Source organism: Paraburkholderia phenazinium, assembly GCF_900141745.1.
GTDB lineage: Bacteria > Pseudomonadota > Gammaproteobacteria > Burkholderiales > Burkholderiaceae > Paraburkholderia > Paraburkholderia phenazinium_B.
On the sequence record NZ_FSRM01000002.1, the window covers coordinates 2,793,462 to 2,813,390 of the forward strand.

18 protein-coding genes are annotated in these 19,929 nt (G+C 63.1%); 12 read left to right on the forward strand and 6 right to left on the reverse strand.

The window, feature by feature from the left end; genetic code table 11:
- Positions 1 to 40 precede the first annotated feature (40 nt).
- From BUS06_RS32365 to BUS06_RS32390, 6 genes are all read left to right on the forward strand, one after another.
- Positions 41 to 550, forward strand: coding sequence for a DUF1697 domain-containing protein (locus tag BUS06_RS32365; protein ID WP_074268374.1), 510 nt, complete (start codon positions 41 to 43; stop codon positions 548 to 550).
- 367 nt (positions 551 to 917) lie between these two features.
- Entirely contained in the window at positions 918 to 1,340 is a 423-nt protein-coding gene (locus BUS06_RS32370; RefSeq protein WP_074268375.1) for a hypothetical protein, read from the forward strand.
- Positions 1,341 to 1,770: 430 nt separating this feature from the next.
- The gene (locus tag BUS06_RS32375; RefSeq protein ID WP_074268376.1) at positions 1,771 to 2,469 is read left to right on the forward strand and encodes a response regulator transcription factor; all 699 of its coding nucleotides are present in this window, start codon (positions 1,771 to 1,773) and stop codon (positions 2,467 to 2,469) included.
- Positions 2,466 to 3,890, forward strand: coding sequence for a FecR family protein (locus tag BUS06_RS32380; protein ID WP_074268377.1), 1,425 nt, complete (start codon positions 2,466 to 2,468; stop codon positions 3,888 to 3,890). Before BUS06_RS32375 ends, BUS06_RS32380 begins: the two co-directional genes overlap by 4 nt.
- A 21-nt stretch (positions 3,891 to 3,911) precedes the next feature.
- Entirely contained in the window at positions 3,912 to 6,365 is a 2,454-nt protein-coding gene (locus BUS06_RS32385; protein ID WP_074268378.1) for a CHASE2 domain-containing protein, read from the forward strand.
- 71 nt (positions 6,366 to 6,436) lie between these two features.
- Positions 6,437 to 7,045 (forward strand): DUF4136 domain-containing protein, encoded by a 609-nt coding sequence (locus tag BUS06_RS32390; RefSeq protein ID WP_074268379.1) that lies wholly within the window; start codon positions 6,437 to 6,439, stop codon positions 7,043 to 7,045.
- Positions 7,046 to 7,066: 21 nt separating this feature from the next.
- Here BUS06_RS32390 and BUS06_RS32395 read toward each other — a convergent pair whose 3' ends face one another.
- From BUS06_RS32395 to BUS06_RS32405, 3 genes are all read right to left on the reverse strand, one after another.
- Positions 7,067 to 7,999, reverse strand: a complete 933-nt coding sequence (locus BUS06_RS32395) for a flagellar brake protein (protein WP_074268380.1) — start codon at positions 7,997 to 7,999, stop codon at positions 7,067 to 7,069.
- Positions 8,000 to 8,262: 263 nt separating this feature from the next.
- Positions 8,263 to 9,744 carry a sodium:solute symporter family protein gene (locus BUS06_RS32400; RefSeq protein WP_074268381.1) on the reverse strand — a complete coding sequence of 494 codons (1,482 nt, stop codon included), beginning with the start codon at positions 9,742 to 9,744 and terminating at the stop codon, positions 8,263 to 8,265.
- Positions 9,741 to 9,956, reverse strand: coding sequence for a DUF3311 domain-containing protein (locus BUS06_RS32405; protein ID WP_074268382.1), 216 nt, complete (start codon positions 9,954 to 9,956; stop codon positions 9,741 to 9,743). The genes BUS06_RS32400 and BUS06_RS32405 overlap by 4 nt, the downstream gene beginning before the upstream one ends.
- Before the next feature lie 347 nt (positions 9,957 to 10,303).
- Here BUS06_RS32405 and BUS06_RS32410 point away from each other — a divergent pair, with 347 nt between their 5' ends.
- The 4 genes from BUS06_RS32410 to BUS06_RS32425 all read left to right on the forward strand — a co-directional run bounded on the left by BUS06_RS32410 (position 10,304) and on the right by BUS06_RS32425 (position 12,571).
- Positions 10,304 to 10,972: a MarC family protein gene (locus BUS06_RS32410; protein ID WP_074269428.1), complete on the forward strand. Its 669-nt coding sequence runs from the start codon at positions 10,304 to 10,306 to the stop codon at positions 10,970 to 10,972.
- 186 nt (positions 10,973 to 11,158) lie between these two features.
- Complete coding sequence (locus BUS06_RS32415; protein ID WP_254369020.1) at positions 11,159 to 11,350, forward strand: type II toxin-antitoxin system HicA family toxin; 192 nt, start codon at positions 11,159 to 11,161, stop codon at positions 11,348 to 11,350.
- Positions 11,347 to 11,688 (forward strand): type II toxin-antitoxin system HicB family antitoxin, encoded by a 342-nt coding sequence (locus tag BUS06_RS32420; protein WP_074268383.1) that lies wholly within the window; start codon positions 11,347 to 11,349, stop codon positions 11,686 to 11,688. Before BUS06_RS32415 ends, BUS06_RS32420 begins: the two co-directional genes overlap by 4 nt.
- 49 nt (positions 11,689 to 11,737) lie before the next feature.
- Positions 11,738 to 12,571 (forward strand): class II glutamine amidotransferase, encoded by an 834-nt coding sequence (locus BUS06_RS32425; protein ID WP_074268384.1) that lies wholly within the window; start codon positions 11,738 to 11,740, stop codon positions 12,569 to 12,571.
- 89 nt (positions 12,572 to 12,660) lie between these two features.
- Here the strand turns inward: BUS06_RS32425 and BUS06_RS32430 are convergent, their stop codons facing one another.
- Positions 12,661 to 14,244, reverse strand: a complete 1,584-nt coding sequence (locus BUS06_RS32430) for a methyl-accepting chemotaxis protein (RefSeq protein ID WP_074268385.1) — start codon at positions 14,242 to 14,244, stop codon at positions 12,661 to 12,663.
- A gap of 207 nt (positions 14,245 to 14,451) precedes the next feature.
- On the opposite strand from BUS06_RS32430, the gene BUS06_RS32435 reads away from it, so the two are divergent.
- Positions 14,452 to 15,312: an MBL fold metallo-hydrolase gene (locus BUS06_RS32435; protein WP_074268386.1), complete on the forward strand. Its 861-nt coding sequence runs from the start codon at positions 14,452 to 14,454 to the stop codon at positions 15,310 to 15,312.
- A 43-nt stretch (positions 15,313 to 15,355) separates the two neighbouring features.
- On the opposite strand, the gene BUS06_RS32440 is transcribed toward BUS06_RS32435, so the two are convergent.
- Both BUS06_RS32440 and BUS06_RS32445 read right to left on the reverse strand, forming a co-directional pair.
- Complete coding sequence (locus tag BUS06_RS32440; protein WP_074268387.1) at positions 15,356 to 17,095, reverse strand: cobaltochelatase CobT-related protein; 1,740 nt, start codon at positions 17,093 to 17,095, stop codon at positions 15,356 to 15,358.
- 5 nt (positions 17,096 to 17,100) lie between these two features.
- Positions 17,101 to 18,354, reverse strand: a complete 1,254-nt coding sequence (locus BUS06_RS32445; protein WP_074268388.1) for an AAA family ATPase — start codon at positions 18,352 to 18,354, stop codon at positions 17,101 to 17,103.
- 358 nt (positions 18,355 to 18,712) lie between these two features.
- On the opposite strand from BUS06_RS32445, the gene BUS06_RS32450 reads away from it, so the two are divergent.
- Positions 18,713 to 19,798, forward strand: coding sequence for a porin (locus BUS06_RS32450; protein WP_074268389.1), 1,086 nt, complete (start codon positions 18,713 to 18,715; stop codon positions 19,796 to 19,798).
- The last annotated feature ends 131 nt before the right edge of the window (positions 19,799 to 19,929 follow it).

Here is a 19,929-nt window from a genome sequence, read left to right on the forward strand (position 1 = left end):
GGACAAACCGCGACCGCTCGACACGCAATAGAATGCCGACATGACGACCTATATCGCTCTCTTGCGCGCCGTGAATGTCGGCGGCACCGGCAAACTTCCGATGGCGGAACTACGCGCCATGTGCGAATCCCTCGGCTTTACGAAGGTGCGCACATACATCGCGAGCGGCAACGTCGTCTTTGTCAGCAAGCTCTCTGAAAAGTCCGTCAAGGCAAAGCTGGAAGGTGCCCTCGAGGCCTACGCCGGCAAGCCCGTAGGCGTGCTGGTCCGAACGGGTGCAGAGCTGGCAGCGGTGCTTGACGCTAACCCCTTCAAGTCGGCCGCGCCGAACCGGACGGTGGCCATCTTTCTCGACGGAGCGCCGCCTGCGGACACCTTGAGCAAGGTGAGCGGCCAGCAGACGGAAGAGATCGCACTCGGAACCCGGGAGATCTACGTGCACTATGCAAACGGGATCGCAAACTCAAAACTGAAGATCCAGGCCGCCGCGAACGGAACCGCACGCAACATGAATACGGTGGCAACTCTGGCTGAATGGGCAGCGGAATAGTCGAACGGTCCCGCGCTGCATCCGCGCCAATTACGAAAGCAAAATTCCGCCTGACGAATCGCCGGCCGCACAAATTCTGTAACACGATAATCTGGCCGGTACTGCGCAAAATACTGACTACCTGCCTGCCCTCAATGGATTGCCGCGTCGAGGCCGCGTTTTTACGCGCGCGGCCGAACACACCCGGAAACCGATCTAACAATCTTTAAACGATTTAAATTGAGACAGTTCTTATACTGTCTCGCAGACCATAATTATTTGACACTCGGACGTATGGCGGGGAGCACGGCGTCACGAAAAACATGCGGGATGCATCACGCTGGAAAAAATAGCGTGACGGGTGCTGCACCGCTAATCGAGGGATTGGATGTTTTTTAGACCAGGCACGACGCGCATTCCGTTCAGGGCGAACGAGCAGAAGCGCAAGGTCGGGCGGCGCCTGCAGCGTATCGAACTCGATCCGGCGAATGATCGCCACGCCCGCGCAGCGGTGGTTGCCTATGCCGATTCGTGTGCGCCCGAGATGCCGTGGCTGGCCGAGTTGCTGCGTGAGACGGCGAAGCGTGACTCGGACGACGATCTGAGTGCTTGCGCCGCGACAGTGCGGCGTGTATTCGGACTGGCACAAGATTGGGCAGCGACCCAACCCGACTATGCACACGGAGCCTGGGAGCACGTACGCATTCACCTGGACGCGGCTTTGAACAGTCGGTCGAAGCCGCAGAACGACGATGAGAATGACGAAGGCGAGAGCGATGCAAAGAGCTTTGCGCCCACAAGAACAGGTTAGACGGGGCCATAGAATTAGCGCGAGCGAGACCTGCTGTAAGCCCGGTTATGACCCAAGGAAGTGCTTTAGGTAAGTGGAGTGACAGGCTCGAGAGCTTGAGCCGATGCCGGATGGCAGGTGGATGACATTCGGAAGGGGGTGGCGGTTTTCGATTATGATAAAAAACCCAATCACGCTTTGTGACCGGGTGAAGCGTGCGCCATTTTTGAGATATTCCCGATACCTGTTTTAAACGCGGGTTTGTGGCGCACGACTAATAATCGATAAATAGAGTTGTCGGTGGCGGAGTTCGTTGTCTCGTGCTTGACGCGTCGGGTACGCGTCTGACGCAAAAGATAACGCCGCGGTGCAGCCCCAACAGAGGCACGTGCTTTCTTGACCGATGACCGGCCATCCAGATACGAATAACGGAATTGCGTTGCGGGGTGTTATGAGAATTGCAGTCCTGGATGACGATCCGGCTCAGGCCGATCTGGTATGTCAAACGCTCTCGGCCGCTGGTCACATCTGCCACGCCTACGCTGAGGGCCGCGCGTTGGTCCGCCAGCTTCGGCGCCAGACTTTCGATCTGCTGGTGCTGGACTGGAACGTCCCCGATATGTCCGGCGAAGAAGTGCTGCGCTGGGTGCGCGAGAGCCTCTCCGAGCGTTTGCCGGTGCTGTTCATGACGAGCCGCAGCCGCGAGACCGATATCACTTCGATCCTCAACACGGGCGCGGACGACTATGTCGTGAAACCGGTGTCCTCGGGCGTCCTGCTGGCTCGCGTCGGCTCGTTGCTGCGGCGAGCGTACAAGCTCAACACTGCGGCGCTCAAGGAAACCTTCGGCGATTACGAGTTCGATCTCAGTTCCAAGCACGTGTTGGTGCGAGGCACCGCCGTGGCGGTCACGCAAAAGGAATTCGACCTTGCCCTGCTGCTATTCCAGCATCTGAGCCGGCCGCTGTCGCGCGCGCACATTCTCGATGTGATCTGGAAGCAGGCCACTGAAATCCCGTCACGCACAATGGATACCCACGTTTCGATGTTGCGCAGCAAGCTCGGCCTTAGACCGGAAAACGGTTATCGCCTGACGCCGATCTACGGCTATGGATACCGGCTTGAGCGCATCGAAAAGGGGGATGCGTGACGGTTTCTGGATTCACGCCGCCGGTGGGTCTGGCGGCTGGCAGTGCGCGCCGTGCGCTGGCGATCTTCGTGCCTTGCTTCGTCGCGGCGCTCGGGCTTTCCCCGGCACTGGCCGCGGCGCACAACAGCAAAAGCGCGTCACTTGTGACCGTGCCCTACACGACCAAAGCCGGCGACACCCTGTATGAGATAGCGGCACGCTACCTGCGCGATCCGCACGATTGGGCCGTATTGAGCCGCCTGAACAAGGTGCCGGCGCCGCGCCACATGCAGGCGGGCATCCAGTTGCAAATCCCGGCAGCATTGCTGCGCCAGGAGCAGGAAGCCGCGCGTGTGGTGGCCGTCAGCGGTCCGGTCGAACGTGCGTTTGGCGCCGGCCCGTACACGCCGCTTGCGGCCGGCACGAGCCTCGGCGAAGGCGATCGCGTGCGTACTGGCCACGATGGCTTCGCGTCGCTGGAACTGCCGGACGGCTCGCACGTGACGCTGTCGCAGGGCGCCAGGCTCGAGGTCGGCAAGCTGCGTGTGACCAGCCTGACGGGTGCCTCCGACCGGGTGCTTCTGCTGCAGCGTGGAGAGGTGGAAAGCGAAGTCACGCACGCGACGAAGAAGGACGACCGTTTCCAGATCCGTTCGCCGTCGGTGGTGGCGGGCGTGCGCGGCACGCACTTTCGGGTGAGCTACGACACCGCCCAGCAGCAGACCGCGGTGGAAGTGCTGGACGGTGCGGTCGGCGTGGATCCGGCCAGCGGGTCGGCTGCGGCACCCGCGCCGGGTGTGCCGCTGCAAGCGTCCGAGCAGCTCGTGTCGGCGCGCTTCGGCAACGTGTCCAGCGCGAGCGGTTCGATCGGCACGCCGGTCGAATTGTTGGCCGCCCCCTCGTTGACCGATCCCGGCAGGGTACAGGACGGCAAAACCGTCGCGTTCGATCTCGTGCCGGAAAATCAGGCCTCCGGCTATCGCGTGCAGATCGCCCGCGATGCGGATCTGCTCGACCTGATCCGCGATCTACCGGTGAAAGAACCGCATGCCGATTTCGGCGATCTGCCCGACGGCACTTACTTCGTGCGCATCTCCGCAGTCGATCGCAATGGCCTTGAAGGCCTGCCGCAGATCTACGCTTTCGAGCGGCGCCAGTTGGGTCTGAGCGCGTCGGCCACGCCACGCGCCGGCACCCGCGACTATACGTTCCGCTGGTTCGCGAGCCGGCCGGGCGTGGAGACCCGTTTCCGCTTCGTCCTTGGCGCCTCGCCCGATCTGCGCAGTCCGCTTGTCGACCGGACCGACCTGCCGGCCGGCGAGCTCGTGGTGACGGATCTGCCACGCGGCGTTTATTATTGGACCGTAATTGCCGAGCAGTTCGAAAACGGCCGGTTCTACGAGAAGGGCAGCTCGATCCGGTCGTTCACGCTTGCCCGCTAGGACTCTTCTAACTCTCCGCGCATGAGCCTCGATCCGCGTGCACGACTTGGGCGGCCGGCTGGCCGACGCTTCCTGCTGGAGTGGGGCGCGATCGGCTGCCTGGGCATTGCGGTGATCCTGGCCAGCGCCTCGGGCCGCTGGACGGCAGGCATAGATCATCTCGTCTACGACCGCTTCCTGATGCTGCATAAGCAAGCAGCGCTGGCTGATATCGTCGTGGTCGAAATCGACAATGCGAGCATCGAGCGGCTTGGCCACTGGCCGTGGCCGCGCAGCGTCCACGCGAGCCTGCTGGAGCGGCTGGCCGAGGCGAAGCCGGCCGCCGTGATCTACGACGTGCTGTTCACCGAGGCCGCTGCAGACGACGCGCAACTGGCCCACGCGGTCGCCCTCAGCCCGACCTATCTGCCGGTTCTTCTCAGTCCCGAGGACAAAGACGGCGCACGGGTCGTCGTCAAACCCGTCCCGCGCCTGGCGGAAGCCGCGGCGGGACTGGGCCACATCAATCTGGAAGTCGACAATGACGGCATCGTCCGCAGTGTCGCGTTGTTTGAAGGCGATGCCCACTCGCGCTGGCCGCAATTGATGGTACCCGCCTGGCGCGCGATCAAAAGCGGTGCCATCCGGCTCGCGCAACCGGTCGAGGGGTTAGCCGGGCGGCAGGACCGCACCCGCGAACCCGTCGACGAAGCGCGCTTTCTGATCCCCTTCAGCCTGAACGCAACGAACTATTCGCATGTGTCGTTCGCCAGCGTCGTGGCAGGCGAGGTCCCGCCGGACGTGCTGCGCGGCCGTGTCGTGCTGGTAGGCGTGACTGCCTCGGGCTTATACGACCGCTTCGCGACGCCTGTCTCCGGCGATCTGGGACCGCTGCCGGGCGTCTATATCCACGCGAATATTCTGGACACGCTGCTGACCGGCCGGGCTATCGATCCAGTCCCGGCTTTTCTGCTGATCCTGGTCTCGCTGGTGCCGCTCGCCGCGCTGCTGGCGGGCTTCCTCGTGCTCTCGCCATGGCGTTCGTTGTTGCTGACGGCGGCGCTGAGCGCGGTCATCGGCTGCGGGAGTGCCGCCTTGCTATACGGCGCACGGCTGTGGGTGTCGCCGGTGCCAGCCGTGCTCGGGCTGATCGTGGTGTATCCGATCTGGAACTGGCGGCGGCTCGAAATGACCATGACGTATCTGCGCAAGGAGCTGCAGCGTCTCGCAGACGAACCGCACCTGCTGCCGGAGACGCCGCCGCGCCGCCGCGAGTTCGGCGGCGACGTGCTGGAGCAGCATATGGCGCTGATGGCGCAGGCCGCCCGGCGCGTGCAGGACATGAAGCGCTTCGTCTGGGACAGCCTCGACAGCATGCCCGAGTCGATCCTCGTGAGCGACGTGCGTGGCATCGTGCTGATTGCGAACCACGCTGCGATGACGCACTTTGCTCGACTGGGAGCCCAGCCGCCGCAAGGCCGTCTGATGGGCGAGGTGCTCGGCGATCTGACGTTCGTGAAGACCATCGATGCCGGCGGCGAGGGTGACGCCGAAAACGATGCGCGGGCGCGCACACACTGGCCGGCGATCCTCGATCCGGCGCGGCGCGAATTCGCAGACCTGATGGCGCAGGGCATCGAAGTGCGCGATCAGGCCGAGCGCGACCACCTGCTGCGCTACGCGACGTGCAGCAACGAAGAAGGGGAAGTGACCGGCTGGATCGCCGGTCTGGTCGACGTTTCTGCGCTGCACGCGGCGGAGCGCCAGCGCGAGGATGCATTGCGGCTGCTGTCGCACGACATGCGCTCGCCGCAGGCCTCGATTCTCGCGCTGGTCGAGATTGAACGCGCCCGCACCGAATCGGGCCACGTACATGAACTGCTGGAGCGCATCGCACGTTATTCGCGCCGCGCCCTGACGCTGGCCGACGACTTCGTGCAACTCGCACGCGCCGAATCGCAGGCGTACGTTCTCGAACCGGTGAGCCTGAGCGAGCTGACGATCGACGCCAGCGACGAAGTGTGGCCGCAGGCTCATGCCAAGCAGATCCAGATGGAAACCGCCGCGGAAGGCGACGACGGCTACTGGATCTGCGCCGATCGCTCGTTGATGACGCGCGCGCTAGTCAATATTATGAACAATGCTGTGAAGTACAGCCCGCCTGGGTCGCGCATCGTCTGCACGGTGGGGCCGGTCGACGGCTTGCCGCGACGCGTGCAATGCACGATCCGCGACCAGGGCTATGGCATCCCGCTCGACCAGCAGAGCCGGCTATTCCAGCGGTTCCGGCGTTTCCACGAAACCGAGCAGCCGGAGACCGGCGGCGCGGGACTCGGGATGGCTTTCGTGAAAACCGTCGTGACGCGTCACAGCGGCGAGGTGCAGGTCGAGAGCGCGCCGGGCAAGGGCACCGCGTTTACGGTGCGTCTGCCGGCCTTCGACGACACGACACTCGACGCGAAGCTCGATACGCAACTCGACGCCAGGCTGCGGTAGCTAGCGTCAAGCAGACTAGCGGCCATGAAGCGCCTGACGGGCACACCGTATTCTTTTGACGAAGCGAGAAGATGATGAAAATCACGCTGATAGGTACCGTGCTAATTGCAGCAAGCCTCGCCGCCGGCCTGACGGGATGTGCCGGCGTCAACACCGACGTGCGGGCGTCGCCCTCGGCTGCGCCACTGCAAGGCGAGCGCAGCTATGTGCTGGCACGCTCGCCGTTGCAGGATGACACGCCAGATCATCGGGAATACGAAGCATTGATCCGGACCGAACTCGGCAAATACGGCTTCGCCGATGCCACCGAACTGCACGCGCACTATATGCTGTCGATCGCTTACGACACCCGGCTTGCGGGCGTGGGCGTCGGCACGGCAGGGTGCCCGGAGGCGGACTGCAACAGTCCGGGCCAGGCCTCGTTCTCACTGTTCGGCCACTCGTACAAACACTCGCTGACGCTGCGCTTCTTCGAGCAGACCAACGGACACGAGGTCTACAAAGTAAGCGCCAGCAGCGTGGATCACGATGCGGACCCGCAGCATGCGATTCCGTACCTCGTGAAGAGCGCGCTGGCCCAGTTTCCGTTTGCCGATCACCCGGACTGGCGCGTGAAACTGCGCGCCAACAACGGGGGCGGTACGCCCCAGGTCGTATCGGTGAAGCCCGTGGCGCCCTGATTCGTGCGCAGTCCGCTACCGCTACTTGTTGCTGCCGTTGGTCCAATACAGGACGTCGTCCTGCCGGTCGAACACGAAGACCTTCATGGCCATCTGCTGCCCCATGTCGAGCCGGTCGAGCTCAAGGCCGTGCACGGCGGGTTCGCCGGCGACTCCCTTTTGCACGTTACGGATGATCGCCGTGGTCTCGATCGTCGTGTCGAGCTCCTTGGACTTGAGACGGAAGGCGACGCGCAAACGCTCGCCCACCGACCCTAGCGGCCAGGACGCCGTCAGCGACATGCCAAGCGCGCTGACGCCCTTCGCGAGGCCGATGCCTTCGTAGGTGTTGCCAGTTTCGCCGACCCCGTAGCGCACCGGTAGGCGAGCCCGCACGCGGATCGATTTGCGCTCGCGCAGCCGGCGGATCACCCCTGGTCTGGACAGCACGACGTAGTCGAACGGCAACTGGCAGACCGCTTCGACCGTGCAGACGAAGCGGAACACCGCCTGGCTCGCAATCGCGACGATCTCCACGTTTTCGCCTACTCCCAGCGGCAGGATTTTGCCTTCGAACAGCGGCGGGGTAGCGAACAGCGACTGGTTCGGCGCGAAACCGATGATGCGGCACGGATGCATCGGTGCGGCGCTGCCCACATGCAGACGTACGCCGATCAGCGCACCGATCGTCAGATGCATGTCTTTGACCGCCAGCGGATCCGACGTGTCGGTCCTGGCGGCACCAGCCTCGCCGGGCGATGCGTCGGCATCAGGCACATCGCCGCGCTGCGGCTTGAAGTTGTCGAACAGGAACTTGCGTTCCTCGACGCCGACCAGGATCGCGCCGGCATCGAGCAGCAAGGTGCCGTCGCCGTCTACGATAGGCCAGTCGAGCGGCGTGCCGACCGGAACGGTGTCAAGGTTCAATGCGGCCGGCACTGCCCTGACGGGTAACTCCACGGTATCTTCGTTCATTTGGCGTTTTTAATATCGAAGTGGGTGACTAATAATAACGTCACCATTACCGGAAAGTTTAATCAATTATCGACAGCAGGTAGAAATGGCTTATGAATGGATTGATAGGAGCAGTTTGAGGAGGGAATTGGCACTGCTTGGCGTCGATTGGCGCTGTTATTGGAAACAGATGGATTCGCAGATCGCGAAGGACGTCTAACAATCCATCCAGGGAAAGCGGCCTCTATTTGCCGACACCTGCAAATAGAAGCCGCGTCGCGTGCTCAATGCACTTGCGTATGCGCCGGCTGTTGCCCGCTGGCGCGCGGCTGCGTGACCGCGCTGACCAGCACGAATACGATGATATTCAAGGCCAGTGCGACAAAACCGATATTCACGTCCTTGGCGACATCGGGCAGGAACGGGAATAACTGGCCCATGCTGAGATGCATCAGCGTCGTCACTGCCACCACCGCCACGCCGGCCAGAATTCCGCAGAACGCCCCCTGTTTGGTCGCCCGGTTATGCGGCGCGAGGCTGCACACCATGGCCGGAAACAGCTGGGTGACGAAACTGTAGCCCATCAACAGCAATGCGACGATGGTTTCGCCGCCATGCAACGTGAAAGCCACGGCGACCAGAGCGACGACAGGCACCAGAACGCGTGCAAGCTTCTTGACTGACTCGTCGGCTGCATCGCGCTTGAGCAGGCCGCGGTACACGTCATTGGCGAGCAGGGTCGAGGCCGTGTTGAGGATCATCGAGCCCGGCACCAGCGCGGTCAGCACGCCCGCGCCGCCGATGATCCCGACAAACCAGGGATCGAAGGTCTGCAACGACAACTTGAACAGCGAGAGATCGATATCGCCGCCTTTCAGGCCCGGCACTTTCAGCACGGCCGCAAAACCAACGAAGAACACGAACAGCAGGATCAGCTGATAGAGCGGCAGCACGATCGCGTTGCGACGGAAAATGCGTTCGTCCTTGGCTGTAAATACCGAGCCGAAGGTGTGCGGCCACATGAAAAACCCAAGCGCGGTGAGCAGTACGGTCGACTGGAACCAGGCCACACTCGACCCCTTGGCGGGGAAAGTGAGGAAGCCGGGTTTGGCGGCGTCGATCGTCCGGAACATATCGCTAAGGCCACCGTAGTAATGGATCGGCAGATAGATGCCGAGAAACAGCACGATCGCCAGAATCAGCGTGTCCTTGACGACCGAGTTCCACGCCGAGCCGCGCACCCCCGAGACGATCACGTAGCACGTCACCACCGCGGCACCGATCCAGACGGCGGAGGTCGACGAGATCGCGCCATACGAGGTGGTTGCGACGATGATGCCGAGTCCCTTCAGTTGCAGTACCAGATACGGAATCAGCGCAGCCACGCCGACCAGCGCGACCAGCACGCCCAAAGCCGGGCTGTCGTATTTGCGCGCGAAGAAGTGCGGCTGCGAGATCAACCGCTGGGCTTTGGCGAAGCGCCAGATGGGCGGCAGCATCCAGTACGACAGGATGTAGGCAAGCGACCCGTAAGCGAGAATGTAATAGACCGGCGCACCCTTGCCGTAGGCGAACCCGCTGCCGCCGAGAAAGGTGAAGGTGGTGTAGATCTCACCCGCCATCAGCAGGAACACGAACGCGGTGCCGAAACTGCGGCCGCCGACGGTCCACTGTTCGAGACTCATGTCGTGACCGCGCTTGGCACGCAGTCCGAGATACAGCGCGAATGCCGTGAAGAGGGCGATGATAACGAGAGCGCTGCTCATGATCGGGCCTCTTCGGTATCGACGGCGGTCTGACGATTGGTCGGATCGAGCCGGTAGACGATCCCCATGATGATCGAGATCAGGATCACCCACAGGACGATCCATGCAAGCACGAATGGCATGCCCAGCACGAGCGGCTCGACACGGTTGACGAACGGCACGCCGAGCAGGATGCCGATGAACGGCAGCGCGGCGAGAATGCGAAGGAACATGGGGAGCAACTCCTCGAACGGTAGGTGCGTCTGGGGAAGCCAGTCTTCCGTCCCGACTTTATGCCAGATGGCTCTGGTCCGTAAAGGTCGTCAAAAAGATGTAGGCAATTTGAAGGCTTTGAGTCGCGGCGGTCGTAACGGGAGCGGCCGGGATATGATTAGGCGTGCGACCATGTGTGGCCATGGGTGTCTACGGCAATCGGGTTTGCCCGCATGGTCTGACCGCGCAAATAACAGAAGAGCGATCTGGGCGGGGAAGCAGGTTCCGTCCAGCCAGACACAATCCGATGGCTCATCGCGTCCCGGCCGGGACCCATCTGAGCTGTCGCTCGATGCGGATCGTCAACATGGTGGAAAGTCTGATCTCGGACATTCTGTTTGGGTTTACCGGATTGATCAGCATCATCAATCCATTCGGCATTGCCTTCGTTTTCCTTGACCGGACTGCATCGCTTACCACTGAAGAACGCACCGCGCTGGCGCGCAAGATTGCCATCAACGTGATGTGCGTGCTGCTCGTCGCGTTCTTCCTCGGCACGCCTGTTCTGCATTTTTTCGGCATTTCGATGGAAGCGCTGCGCATCGGCGGTGGCTTGGCTGTCGCGGTCGCCGGCTGGAACATGCTCAATGCGCCCGATACGCCGCCGGCGGAATCCGCCGTCAAGCGGGTCGATGCGGAGAACGCCACGTCACGGGCTTTCTTCCCGTTCACGGTGCCGTTGACCACCGGGCCGGGTTCGCTCGCCACGGCTATCGCGCTGAACGCGAACCGAACCCACAAGCTGTCCGAGTTCGTGCTGTCGAGCATCGCGTCGGTCGTGATCTCGATCATCGTGGCCGTGGTGGTCTATGTCACCTATAGCCGTGCCGTCATTTTTGCCCGCTATCTTGGCGTCGAAGGCACCAAGGTGGCGATGCGGGTGTCGTCGTTTCTGCTGCTCTGCATTGGCGTGCAGATCATATTGACGGGTTTTTCGGAGTTTCTGATTCCTATCGCGCAGTTGCCGCCGAAGTAGGTGGCGAGCGGCACAGAGAACTGCTGCCGCGCTGAAAATTTCCGCGACATCAGCGTGCCAGTGAGGCACCGAGTGGTCGAGATACATGACGTGGCTTGATATCACTTTGTGATATCGTCGCCCACGATAGCCAGGTACAAATCGACATTGCACGCGGTATTCAAACGACCTACGCCCGGCGGCATCGTGTTCGCGGAAATTGAATCACTGATCGTTGCGTTAGGAGGCGAAGTCAGGGAAGGCGCCGGTTCGCGGATTGCATTCGAATTGAATGGCAGTCGACGATATTTGCATCGACCGCATCCGGGCAAGGACGCGAAAAGGTATCAGGTGGAGGAAGTGCGGGAATGGTTCATCGAATTGGGAGTAACGCCATGATGAATGCAATGACCTATAAGGGTTATCTGGGCAAGGTCGGATTCGATCCAGCCGACAACATTTTTGTTGGACATGTGCTCGGTGTGTCGGACCGCATCACTTTCCACGGCGAAACAGTAGCCGGGTTGACGGCTGACTTTCGCAAAGCAATCGATCACTACCTGGACGATTGTGAGAAGACCGGGCGGGAACCTCAAAAGGCCGCGTCGGGCAAACTCATGCTCCGCATCCGCCCCGAGGTCCATGCCGCAGTCAGTGTCGCCGCCGCGGCAGCTGGTAAAAGTATTAGTCAATGGGCCGACGAGGTGTTGGACCAGGCTTCGCACGCGTTCGGGTAAGCCAACCGCGTAGGTCCCGATATCCCGAATCAACCCGAGGAGGTCCCACATGTGTCGCTGGCTGGCCTACACCGGCAATCCCGTCCAACTCGAGACGGTTCTGTTCCGCGCCAAACATTCGCTGATCGATCAAAGCCTGCATTCGCGGCTCGGCAAAACCACCACCAACGGCGACGGCTTCGGCATCGGCTGGTACGGGCGTCCCACGGACATCCCGTTCCGCTACCGCTGTATGCAGCCTGCCTGGAGCGACCGCAACCTGCGCGAAGCCGCTCGCGCGATCCACTCGCCGCTTTTTGTCGCGCATATTCGCGCAGCCACCGACACCCCCGCTCAGGAAACCAACTGCCACCCGTTTCGCCACGGACGCTGGCTATTCATGCACAACGGCCTCGTGCGCAATTACCCGTTGGTGCGGCGCGAACTGATGCTGGCGATCAAGCCTGAACTGTTCCCGTCGATCGAAGGTTCGACCGACTCCGAAGTGCTGTTCTATCTCGCGCTGACCTTCGGCCTGGAATTGACGCCGGTCACCGCACTGGAGCGCATGGTCGCTTTTGTGGAGGCCACCGGCCACAAGAACGGCGTCGAACACCCGCTGAACATGACGGTCTGCGCGACCGATGGCGAGCAGATCATCGCAGTACGTTATTCAAGCGAGCGCGATTCGCGCACGTTGTTTCACAGCACGTCGTTCCACCACCTGCATGAACTGTATCCGCACGATGCACGTATCGCCGCGGCCGGCGACGATGCGTTTCTGGTGTTGTCCGAGCCGCTGGTGGATCTGCCCGGCTGGTGGGAGGAGATTCCGGAGCGTACGGCGGTGGTGGCGCGTGGCGGCCAGATCGAACAATACGACTTCAACCCGCACCTGGGATGACGCGGGCCAAGGCGGGGTAGTGTGGGCGGCGCCGGGGTCAACCTTCTGGCGCGGCCACGCGCTCAGCTTCAAGACATGGCGCCACGGCTTCAATGCTGGACCGCTGAGCCGTGCGAAGTTTCCCCCACGTCGAACGCCGCCACGGCCGCTTGCAACTGCCGCGCCTGATCCTCGAACGACAGTGCCGCCGCAGCCGCCTGCTCGACGAGCGCGGCGTTCTGTTGCGTCACGTTGTCCATCTGCGTGACGGCCACGTTGATCTGTTCGATGCCCTCGCTCTGCTGCGCCACCGCCAAGGCGATCTCCTGCACGATGCTGGTCACACGCGCCATGGCGTCCTGCGCTTCCTGAATCGTCGCACCGGTCCGCTCGACCAGCTCGGCGCCCGAGCCCACCTTGCCCACGGCGTTCTGGATCAATCCGCGAATTTCCTTGGCAGCACTCGCGCTGCGCTGCGCCAGATTGCGCACTTCACCCGCCACCACCGCGAAGCCGCGGCCTTCCTCACCGGCCCTTGCGGCTTCGACGGCGGCGTTCAACGCGAGGATATTGGTCTGAAAGGCGATGCCTTCGATCACCGCGATGATGTCGACCATCTTCTGCGATTCGCTGGAAATGTCGCGCATGGTGGCGACCGCCTCGACCACCATCGCGCCGCCGCGGTCGGTGACCTGCGCGGCATTGGTTGCGAGCTGGCTCGCGCTGCGGGCGTTCTCCGCAGTCTGGTGCACCATCGAGGTCATTTCTTCCAGGCTCGACGCGGTTTGCTGCAGCGCAGCCGCCTGGCTCTCGGTGCGCGCCGAGAGGTCCGCATTGCCGCTGGCAATCTGGCGAGCGGTGACAGCCACGTTGTCGGCGACGCCGCGAATCTCGCCGATGGTGCGTTTCAACGCATCACGCATGCGCCGGATGGTCTGCATCAGGCTATCGGTGTCGTTCCTGCGCGTGCGGATGCCGATGGCGAGGTTGCCCGAGGCGATCGCTTCTGTGATGTCGGCGGCGTAGTGCGGATCGCCGCCAATGGTGCGTTCGATGCTGCGGTTGATAAGCGCGACCAGCAACGCCAGCAGCACGGCGAGCACGAGGAACACGCCGCCCGCTGCGTACAGGGAGTTATGGAACGCAGCGGCGATATCGTCTGTGTAAGCGCCGGTGGCGATAATCCAGTCCCAGGGCGCATAACGCACGACGTAGCCGAGCTTGTCGACCGCCGTGGCCGGCGTGATATGCGGCCGGGGAAACACGTAGTCGACGAAGCCGCCTTGCGGGGCCTGCGCGGTCGAGGCGAAAGCGACATAGTGGTGGCGGCCGTCGGCGTCGGCGACGCCGCTCAGATCCTTGCCGTTCATCGCCGGCTTCATCGGATGCATCACCATCTGCGGCCGCGAATTGATGACGAGGAAGTAACCATCCTCGCCGTAGCGGATGTCGCGCAGCCGGGCGAGCGCCTGCTGGCGAGCCTGATCCTCGGTGAGGGTGCCGGCCTGCGCAAGTGCTGCGTACTCCTCGACAATCGACAGGCCTATATGCGCGACGTTGACCAGATCGTGTTTGCGCTCGTCGATTCGCGTCTGATAGGACAGCCAGGCAGCGGAGATCGACACCAGCAGCAGGGCGGTCAGGCTGACGAGAAGCGGTAGCCAGAGTTTCTGCTTGAATCCGAGCTTGCGCATGCACACTCCGTGAGGTGCTTGTTGTCCAGGGCGGGCCGCGGCAGCCAGGTCCGCCGGCCCTGAACGGATTATCGGCATGCGCTGCCCGCAATTGTCTAGAGTCAAACCCTCGGTGGCGCTACGCGGAGCGCATAGGTGGGCCTGAGCGCCGTTGCCGGCGCGGAATAGCGAATAATATGGCTTTGAACCGCTCGCCGGAAATCGACCATGCCGCTCCTCATTGAAGCTTTTTTCGATCACGTCACCTCGACCGTGACCTATGTAGTCCATGCGGGCGACGGCTCGGCCTGCGCGGTGATTGACCCGGTGCTCGATTACGACCCGAAAGCCGGGCGCACGTCGACCGCATCGGCGGAGCGGGTGGGCGCGTTCGTACGCGAGCACAGTTTGCAGGTGGCTTGGCTGCTCGAGACGCACGCGCACGCCGATCACCTGTCGGCGGCGCCGTACCTGAAGGAAGCGCTGGGCGGCCGCATCGCGATCGGCGAAAACATCCGCACGGTGCAAGGGGTCTTCAAGGGCGTCTTCCATCTCGGTGCGGAGCTTCACGCTGACGGCAGGCAGTTCGATCATCTGTTCGCGCCGGACGAAACCTTCAGCATCGGTGCGTTGCAGGCGCGGGCGCTGCATGTGCCGGGCCACACGCCAGCAGATATGGCGTACCAGATCGGCGATGCGGTGTTCGTCGGCGACACGCTGTTCATGCCGGACGTAGGGTCGGCGCGTTGCGATTTTCCGGGCGGCGACGCGCGGATGCTGTACCGCTCCGTCCAGAAACTGCTCGCACTGCCGGCGCAAACGCGGCTCTTCATGTGCCACGATTACCCGCCCTCGACGCGCGAGCCGCAATGGCAAACCACGGTGGCCGAGCAGCGGCGCAGCAACATCCACTTGCACGACGGTGTGACAGAGGACGAGTTCGTTGCGATGCGCACGGCGCGCGACCGCACGCTCGAGATGCCGACGCTGATCCTGCCCGCCATTCAGGTGAACATCCGCGCCGGGGCCTTGCCGGAGGCGGAGGCAAATGGCGTGCGCTATCTTAAGATTCCGTTGAATACGCTTTGATTCTGCGCGTCTGAATCTGCCTTGAATCCGCTTCGAATCGTCTCTACCGCTTCAGCAACATCGCGCTCAACACGGAAAACACCGTCGACGGCAGTTCTGCCAGCCGGCTCACGACCACGTTGTGCGGATAAAACGCCTCCACCGCGTCGGTCAGCACGCCGATCCCCACCAGCTCGATACCGGTCTTCTGGATCGCCGTCACGCGTTGCCGCAGATCGCTGCGCAACACCAGCGGATCGCCGTCGCCGGTGGCCGGATAGCCGTCGGAGAACACCATCAGGATACGGCGCTCGGCGGCATGATCGGCGAGCCGCGTCGCTGCCCAGGCGAGTGCTTCGCCGTCCGGATTTTCGTGACCGCAGTCGATGCCGGTGAGGCCGCTCAGATCCGCCGTGCCAAAGCGTTTATAGATCTGCAGATCGAGCCGTTCGACGAGCCGGTTGTAGCGGTGCAAATCTGCGCCGGCGGCCTTTTGCCGGGCGTAGAGCAGTTTCATCTGCGGGGATTCGATCGAACTGTAGCCGAGCACTTCGCAATCGAAGCCCAACTGGGTTAGCGCATCGCCCAGCGCGGCGGCGCACAACTGGGCCAGTTCGATCTTGCGGCCCGCCATCGAACCGCTGCGATCGATCAGCAGCGTGACGGCCACGTCGCGTCCTTTGGCGGCGCGTTTCACCTTGAACGGGGTTCGATAGCCGGGCGACGTGGCGAGCTTCGCCAGCGACGGCCGGTCGATCTCGCCGCGCTCCTGCTCGCGCCGCCAGCGCGTGCGCTCGTCGGCGCTGAGTGCGCGCTCGAGCTTTTCCTTGAGTTGCGCGGTTTCGGCTCGCGCCCGCGTGCGCAGTTCGCGCCAGGCGGCGAGGTCGCCGCGGCCCGTCTGGTCGTTGACCACGTCGAATTCGGTGGCGAGCGGGATCGACATCACCATCCGGGCAGACGCGCGCAGGGGTTGTACCGTGCTGTCCGCACGCGCGGCGGACGTTTGCGCATCGGCGAGCGCGTGCCCCATGCCGGCGCCGTTCAAGGCCTCGGCGCCACCGCCCGGATCCAGCGGCGCGGCTGCTGCGTTCTCTTCGCTGGCGCGCGTGCCGTCGCTTTCGAACGGCTCGAAGGAGGAGCGCAGCGGATCGGTATCGATGTCCTCCGCGGTGCTGCCCGTGAACATCATGTTATTGACGTCGCCCGCGGATAGCGCCCGGACCCGCGCCAGAATCTCCCGCGCGGCGGCGATGCTGTCGGCGGTCGACCGGCTGCGGCTCGCCCGCTCGAGCAGATCCTGCGCGGCCACCATCGCAGCGGAAAGCGACTGGCTGTTTTCCGCGCCGCTGGTGGTCTCGTCCCACAGCCTGCGTTCGACGCGCCAGATAAAGCGCTCGCGCCAGCGCAGACGATTCCAGCCTTGCTGCGTGCGGCCCGCAGCATGTGCGCGCAGCTTGCCGATAAACCAGCGCGCACCGGGATACTCGTCGAGCAACTGGCCGCACACACGCCGGTCTTCGATCACGTGCGCGAGGTTCGCCTCGACACCGCGAGGTAGCGCTTCGAGTTGCGCGAGGTCCGAATGTTTTGCGCGCGCCACTAGCAGGTCGAGATAGCCGACCAGTACATCGGTCGAGAGGGCGCCGCCCACCTCGTAATCGGGAATGACGATCCGTCCGCGCTCGACCCGCGGTCCATCCGGACTGAACACGACGCTCACGCCATACTGCCCCGTGAGGACGCGCGCAATCTTGCTGAGCGCGGACTCGAAGTCGAATCCTTTGGCGTCGCGCGCTGCGTGCATCGCGCTCACTCCGCCGGAGCGATGTGATGACGAATGATGCCGCGGATCAGCGTGGCGTCTTCCGGGCTCACCTTGGCGTAGATGGCAGGGCCGGCCGCGCGCTCGGGGTCGCCGGTGCGCAGCATCAGTTCGGCCCAGTCGAGGAGCCGCCGGGTCGAGAAGGCGCTCGCGAGGTCTTCGCGTGCAAACGCCGCACGGCAGTCGGCTGCGATCGCCGCGAGCGTGGCGGCGACAGTAGGCGTCATATGCGGGGCGAGCGTGCGCACCAGCACGTCGGTTTCTTCGGCCGGCGAGAGATAGTCGAGCAGATAGACGCGCCACCGGTCGAGAAACGCCTCATTCATGAGATTCGCGCCCTGGTACAGATGGCGGAACTGGCTCATGGCGCCGACCGCATTGGCCGTGCCGAACAGGCGAAACGCCGGATGAGGCGCCACGACCTCGTTGCCTTTTTCCTTCAGCGTGAGGCGGCCATGCGGTTCGAGCACGGCGGTCAGCGCGGCGAGAATCGACGGCTCGGCGAAGTCGATCTCGTCGACGATCAGCCAGAGTCCTTCGCGCATGGCAGTGGGCAGGACGCCGTCGACCCAGAGCGTCTCGCCGCCCTTGACGGTCCAGAAGCCGACGAAATCGCCCACCGTCGTCTGGCCGTTCATGTTCGAGCGCACCACGCCATGACCGGCACGCGCCGCCACCTGTTCGATCAGACTGGTCTTGCCCGCACCGGTGTGGCCGATCAGCATGACGCGTTTGTTTTCGACGATATCTTCGACGATGTCGTTAAAGCGCTCGGAGAACAGATAGGCAGGGTTGACGCGCGGCACGAGCGCGCCGCCGGCGCCGCAGGGCACGTCGACTTCGCCGATGCGAACCGTAGCGGCACGGGCCTCAGCGGAGTTGGAGCCGAGGCCGAGGCCAGCGCCAGGGGCGGCGGCACCCGCACGCCGCTGCGCCGCCGCTCGCTGCAGGTCCGGCATAAACGCTGCCCGTTGCAGTGCATCCGCCTCTGGCACTGCACCTCGCGCCTCGAAGACGAAACCTTCCCGATGCCACTTCTTCAGCTTGGCGCGCAGGTTTTCGGCGTCGACCACCAGATCGATATCGACGGCGCCATTGCCTTGCGCGTGCTGCACGCCGTGTTCGAGGCGATAGGTTTGCGGCCGGTCCGCTACGGTGACGCGCCACCACTCGTCGCCGGTGTCGGTGGCGCGCAGGTAGAGGCCAAGGTGTTCAGCTTCAGTCAATTCAGGAGCGTTCATCGGAGCGTGTCGATCGGGTTCAGCCATGCCGGCCAGGAGCAAACGTCTATCTTATCCCGGACCTGCGAGCGGGCGCAGGCCGGTTCCATCTGCGAATGGCGATTCGCCTCGCGTCCGGTCGCCGCTTCAGGCTGTTTCAGATCGACCGTCACCGGCCCATTCAATTAAGCAATTCGCACAATCGGGCCTCGGTCGAACGCCTCGACGCTGTTTTGCGCAGCCGGCTTTTTTCACCTAGAGTCAACTTATCCAGCGTCGCGAAAGCCCGCTCGCATAGGGTCTGGAGATGGCCCGCTTTGGGCGAAACCAATAAATAGATGGTGTTCGGCAGAATAAAATGAAACTACGCGAACCATTGATGGCCACCTTGCTGGTGGCAAGCCCTTTTGCGCAAGCGCAATCGAGTGTCGTGCTCTATGGGCGGCTCGACGCGGGTCTGCAATATATCAATCATGTGCCGACCGGCAGCGGCGGCACCGCAAATAGCTGGAGCGCCGAAGGCGGCGACTGGGGCACCAGCATGCTGGGGTTCAAAGGCACGGAAGATCTGGGTGGCGGGTTGCACGCCATCTTCACCCTGGAAACGGGTTTGCAGGTACAGAACGGCACCACGAGCGGCGGCTTGCTGTTTTCGCGGCGTGCATTCGCGGGCCTGAAGAGCGACGAGTGGGGCACGCTGCAGGCCGGCCGCAACCTGTTCATCGATAGCGACGGCGTGTGGGAATTCGACCCAATGGTGCAGCAGGCGTTTTCATCGGCCTCGCTGGTGCGCGGCCGCAACTGGCAGCAGACCAGCAACAACGTCGAATATCACAGCCCCGTGTTTGGCGGTTTCGACGTACAAGGCCAGTACGCCCTCGGTAATCAGCCGGGCGCCTTCAACAACGGTGCGGTTGGCCAGTTCGGCCGCTCCGACGGCATCATGCTGACGTATCACTCGACGTTGTTCGACGTGCGCGGCATCTACGACGAGCTACGCGACAGCAACGGCCAGTTCGCCAATATCTTCACCAGTTCGCGCGAGTTTTTCGCGGGCGCGAACGTGCACTTCGACTCGGTCAAAATCCAGGGCGCCTATACGCATTACTCCGCACCGGATACGCCAGCCGGTCTCGCGGACAGTGCGAATTACTACTGGCTGGGTGCGACCTACACGTTCAATCCAACGTGGGCTGTGACGGCGGCGGGCTTCTACGTGATTGTCGGCGATGGCGGCGGCGATGCGCTGCACGATCCATCCGGTCACGCCTCGATGTATACGCTCAGCACAACGTACAACTTTACCAAGCGGACTTTCCTCTACGGCACGATCGCTTACGTGGACAACAGCAGGCAAGCCGACTTCTCGCTGCTCGCCAATCCTCGTGAAGGCACGGGCAGCACAAGCCCGCTGCAAGGCGAATCGCAGACGGGGGCGTACGTCGGGATCATGCATCAATTCTAAAGGCGATCACGGCGACGACGGTACTGTCCACACAGTTCGTGGTGGCATCGTTGCCGGGATGCGGCCGAGTCTGTATGGTGGATGAGCCATGCGACGCCTGGTCGTGACCAGAGGCGACCTCGCGTGCTCAA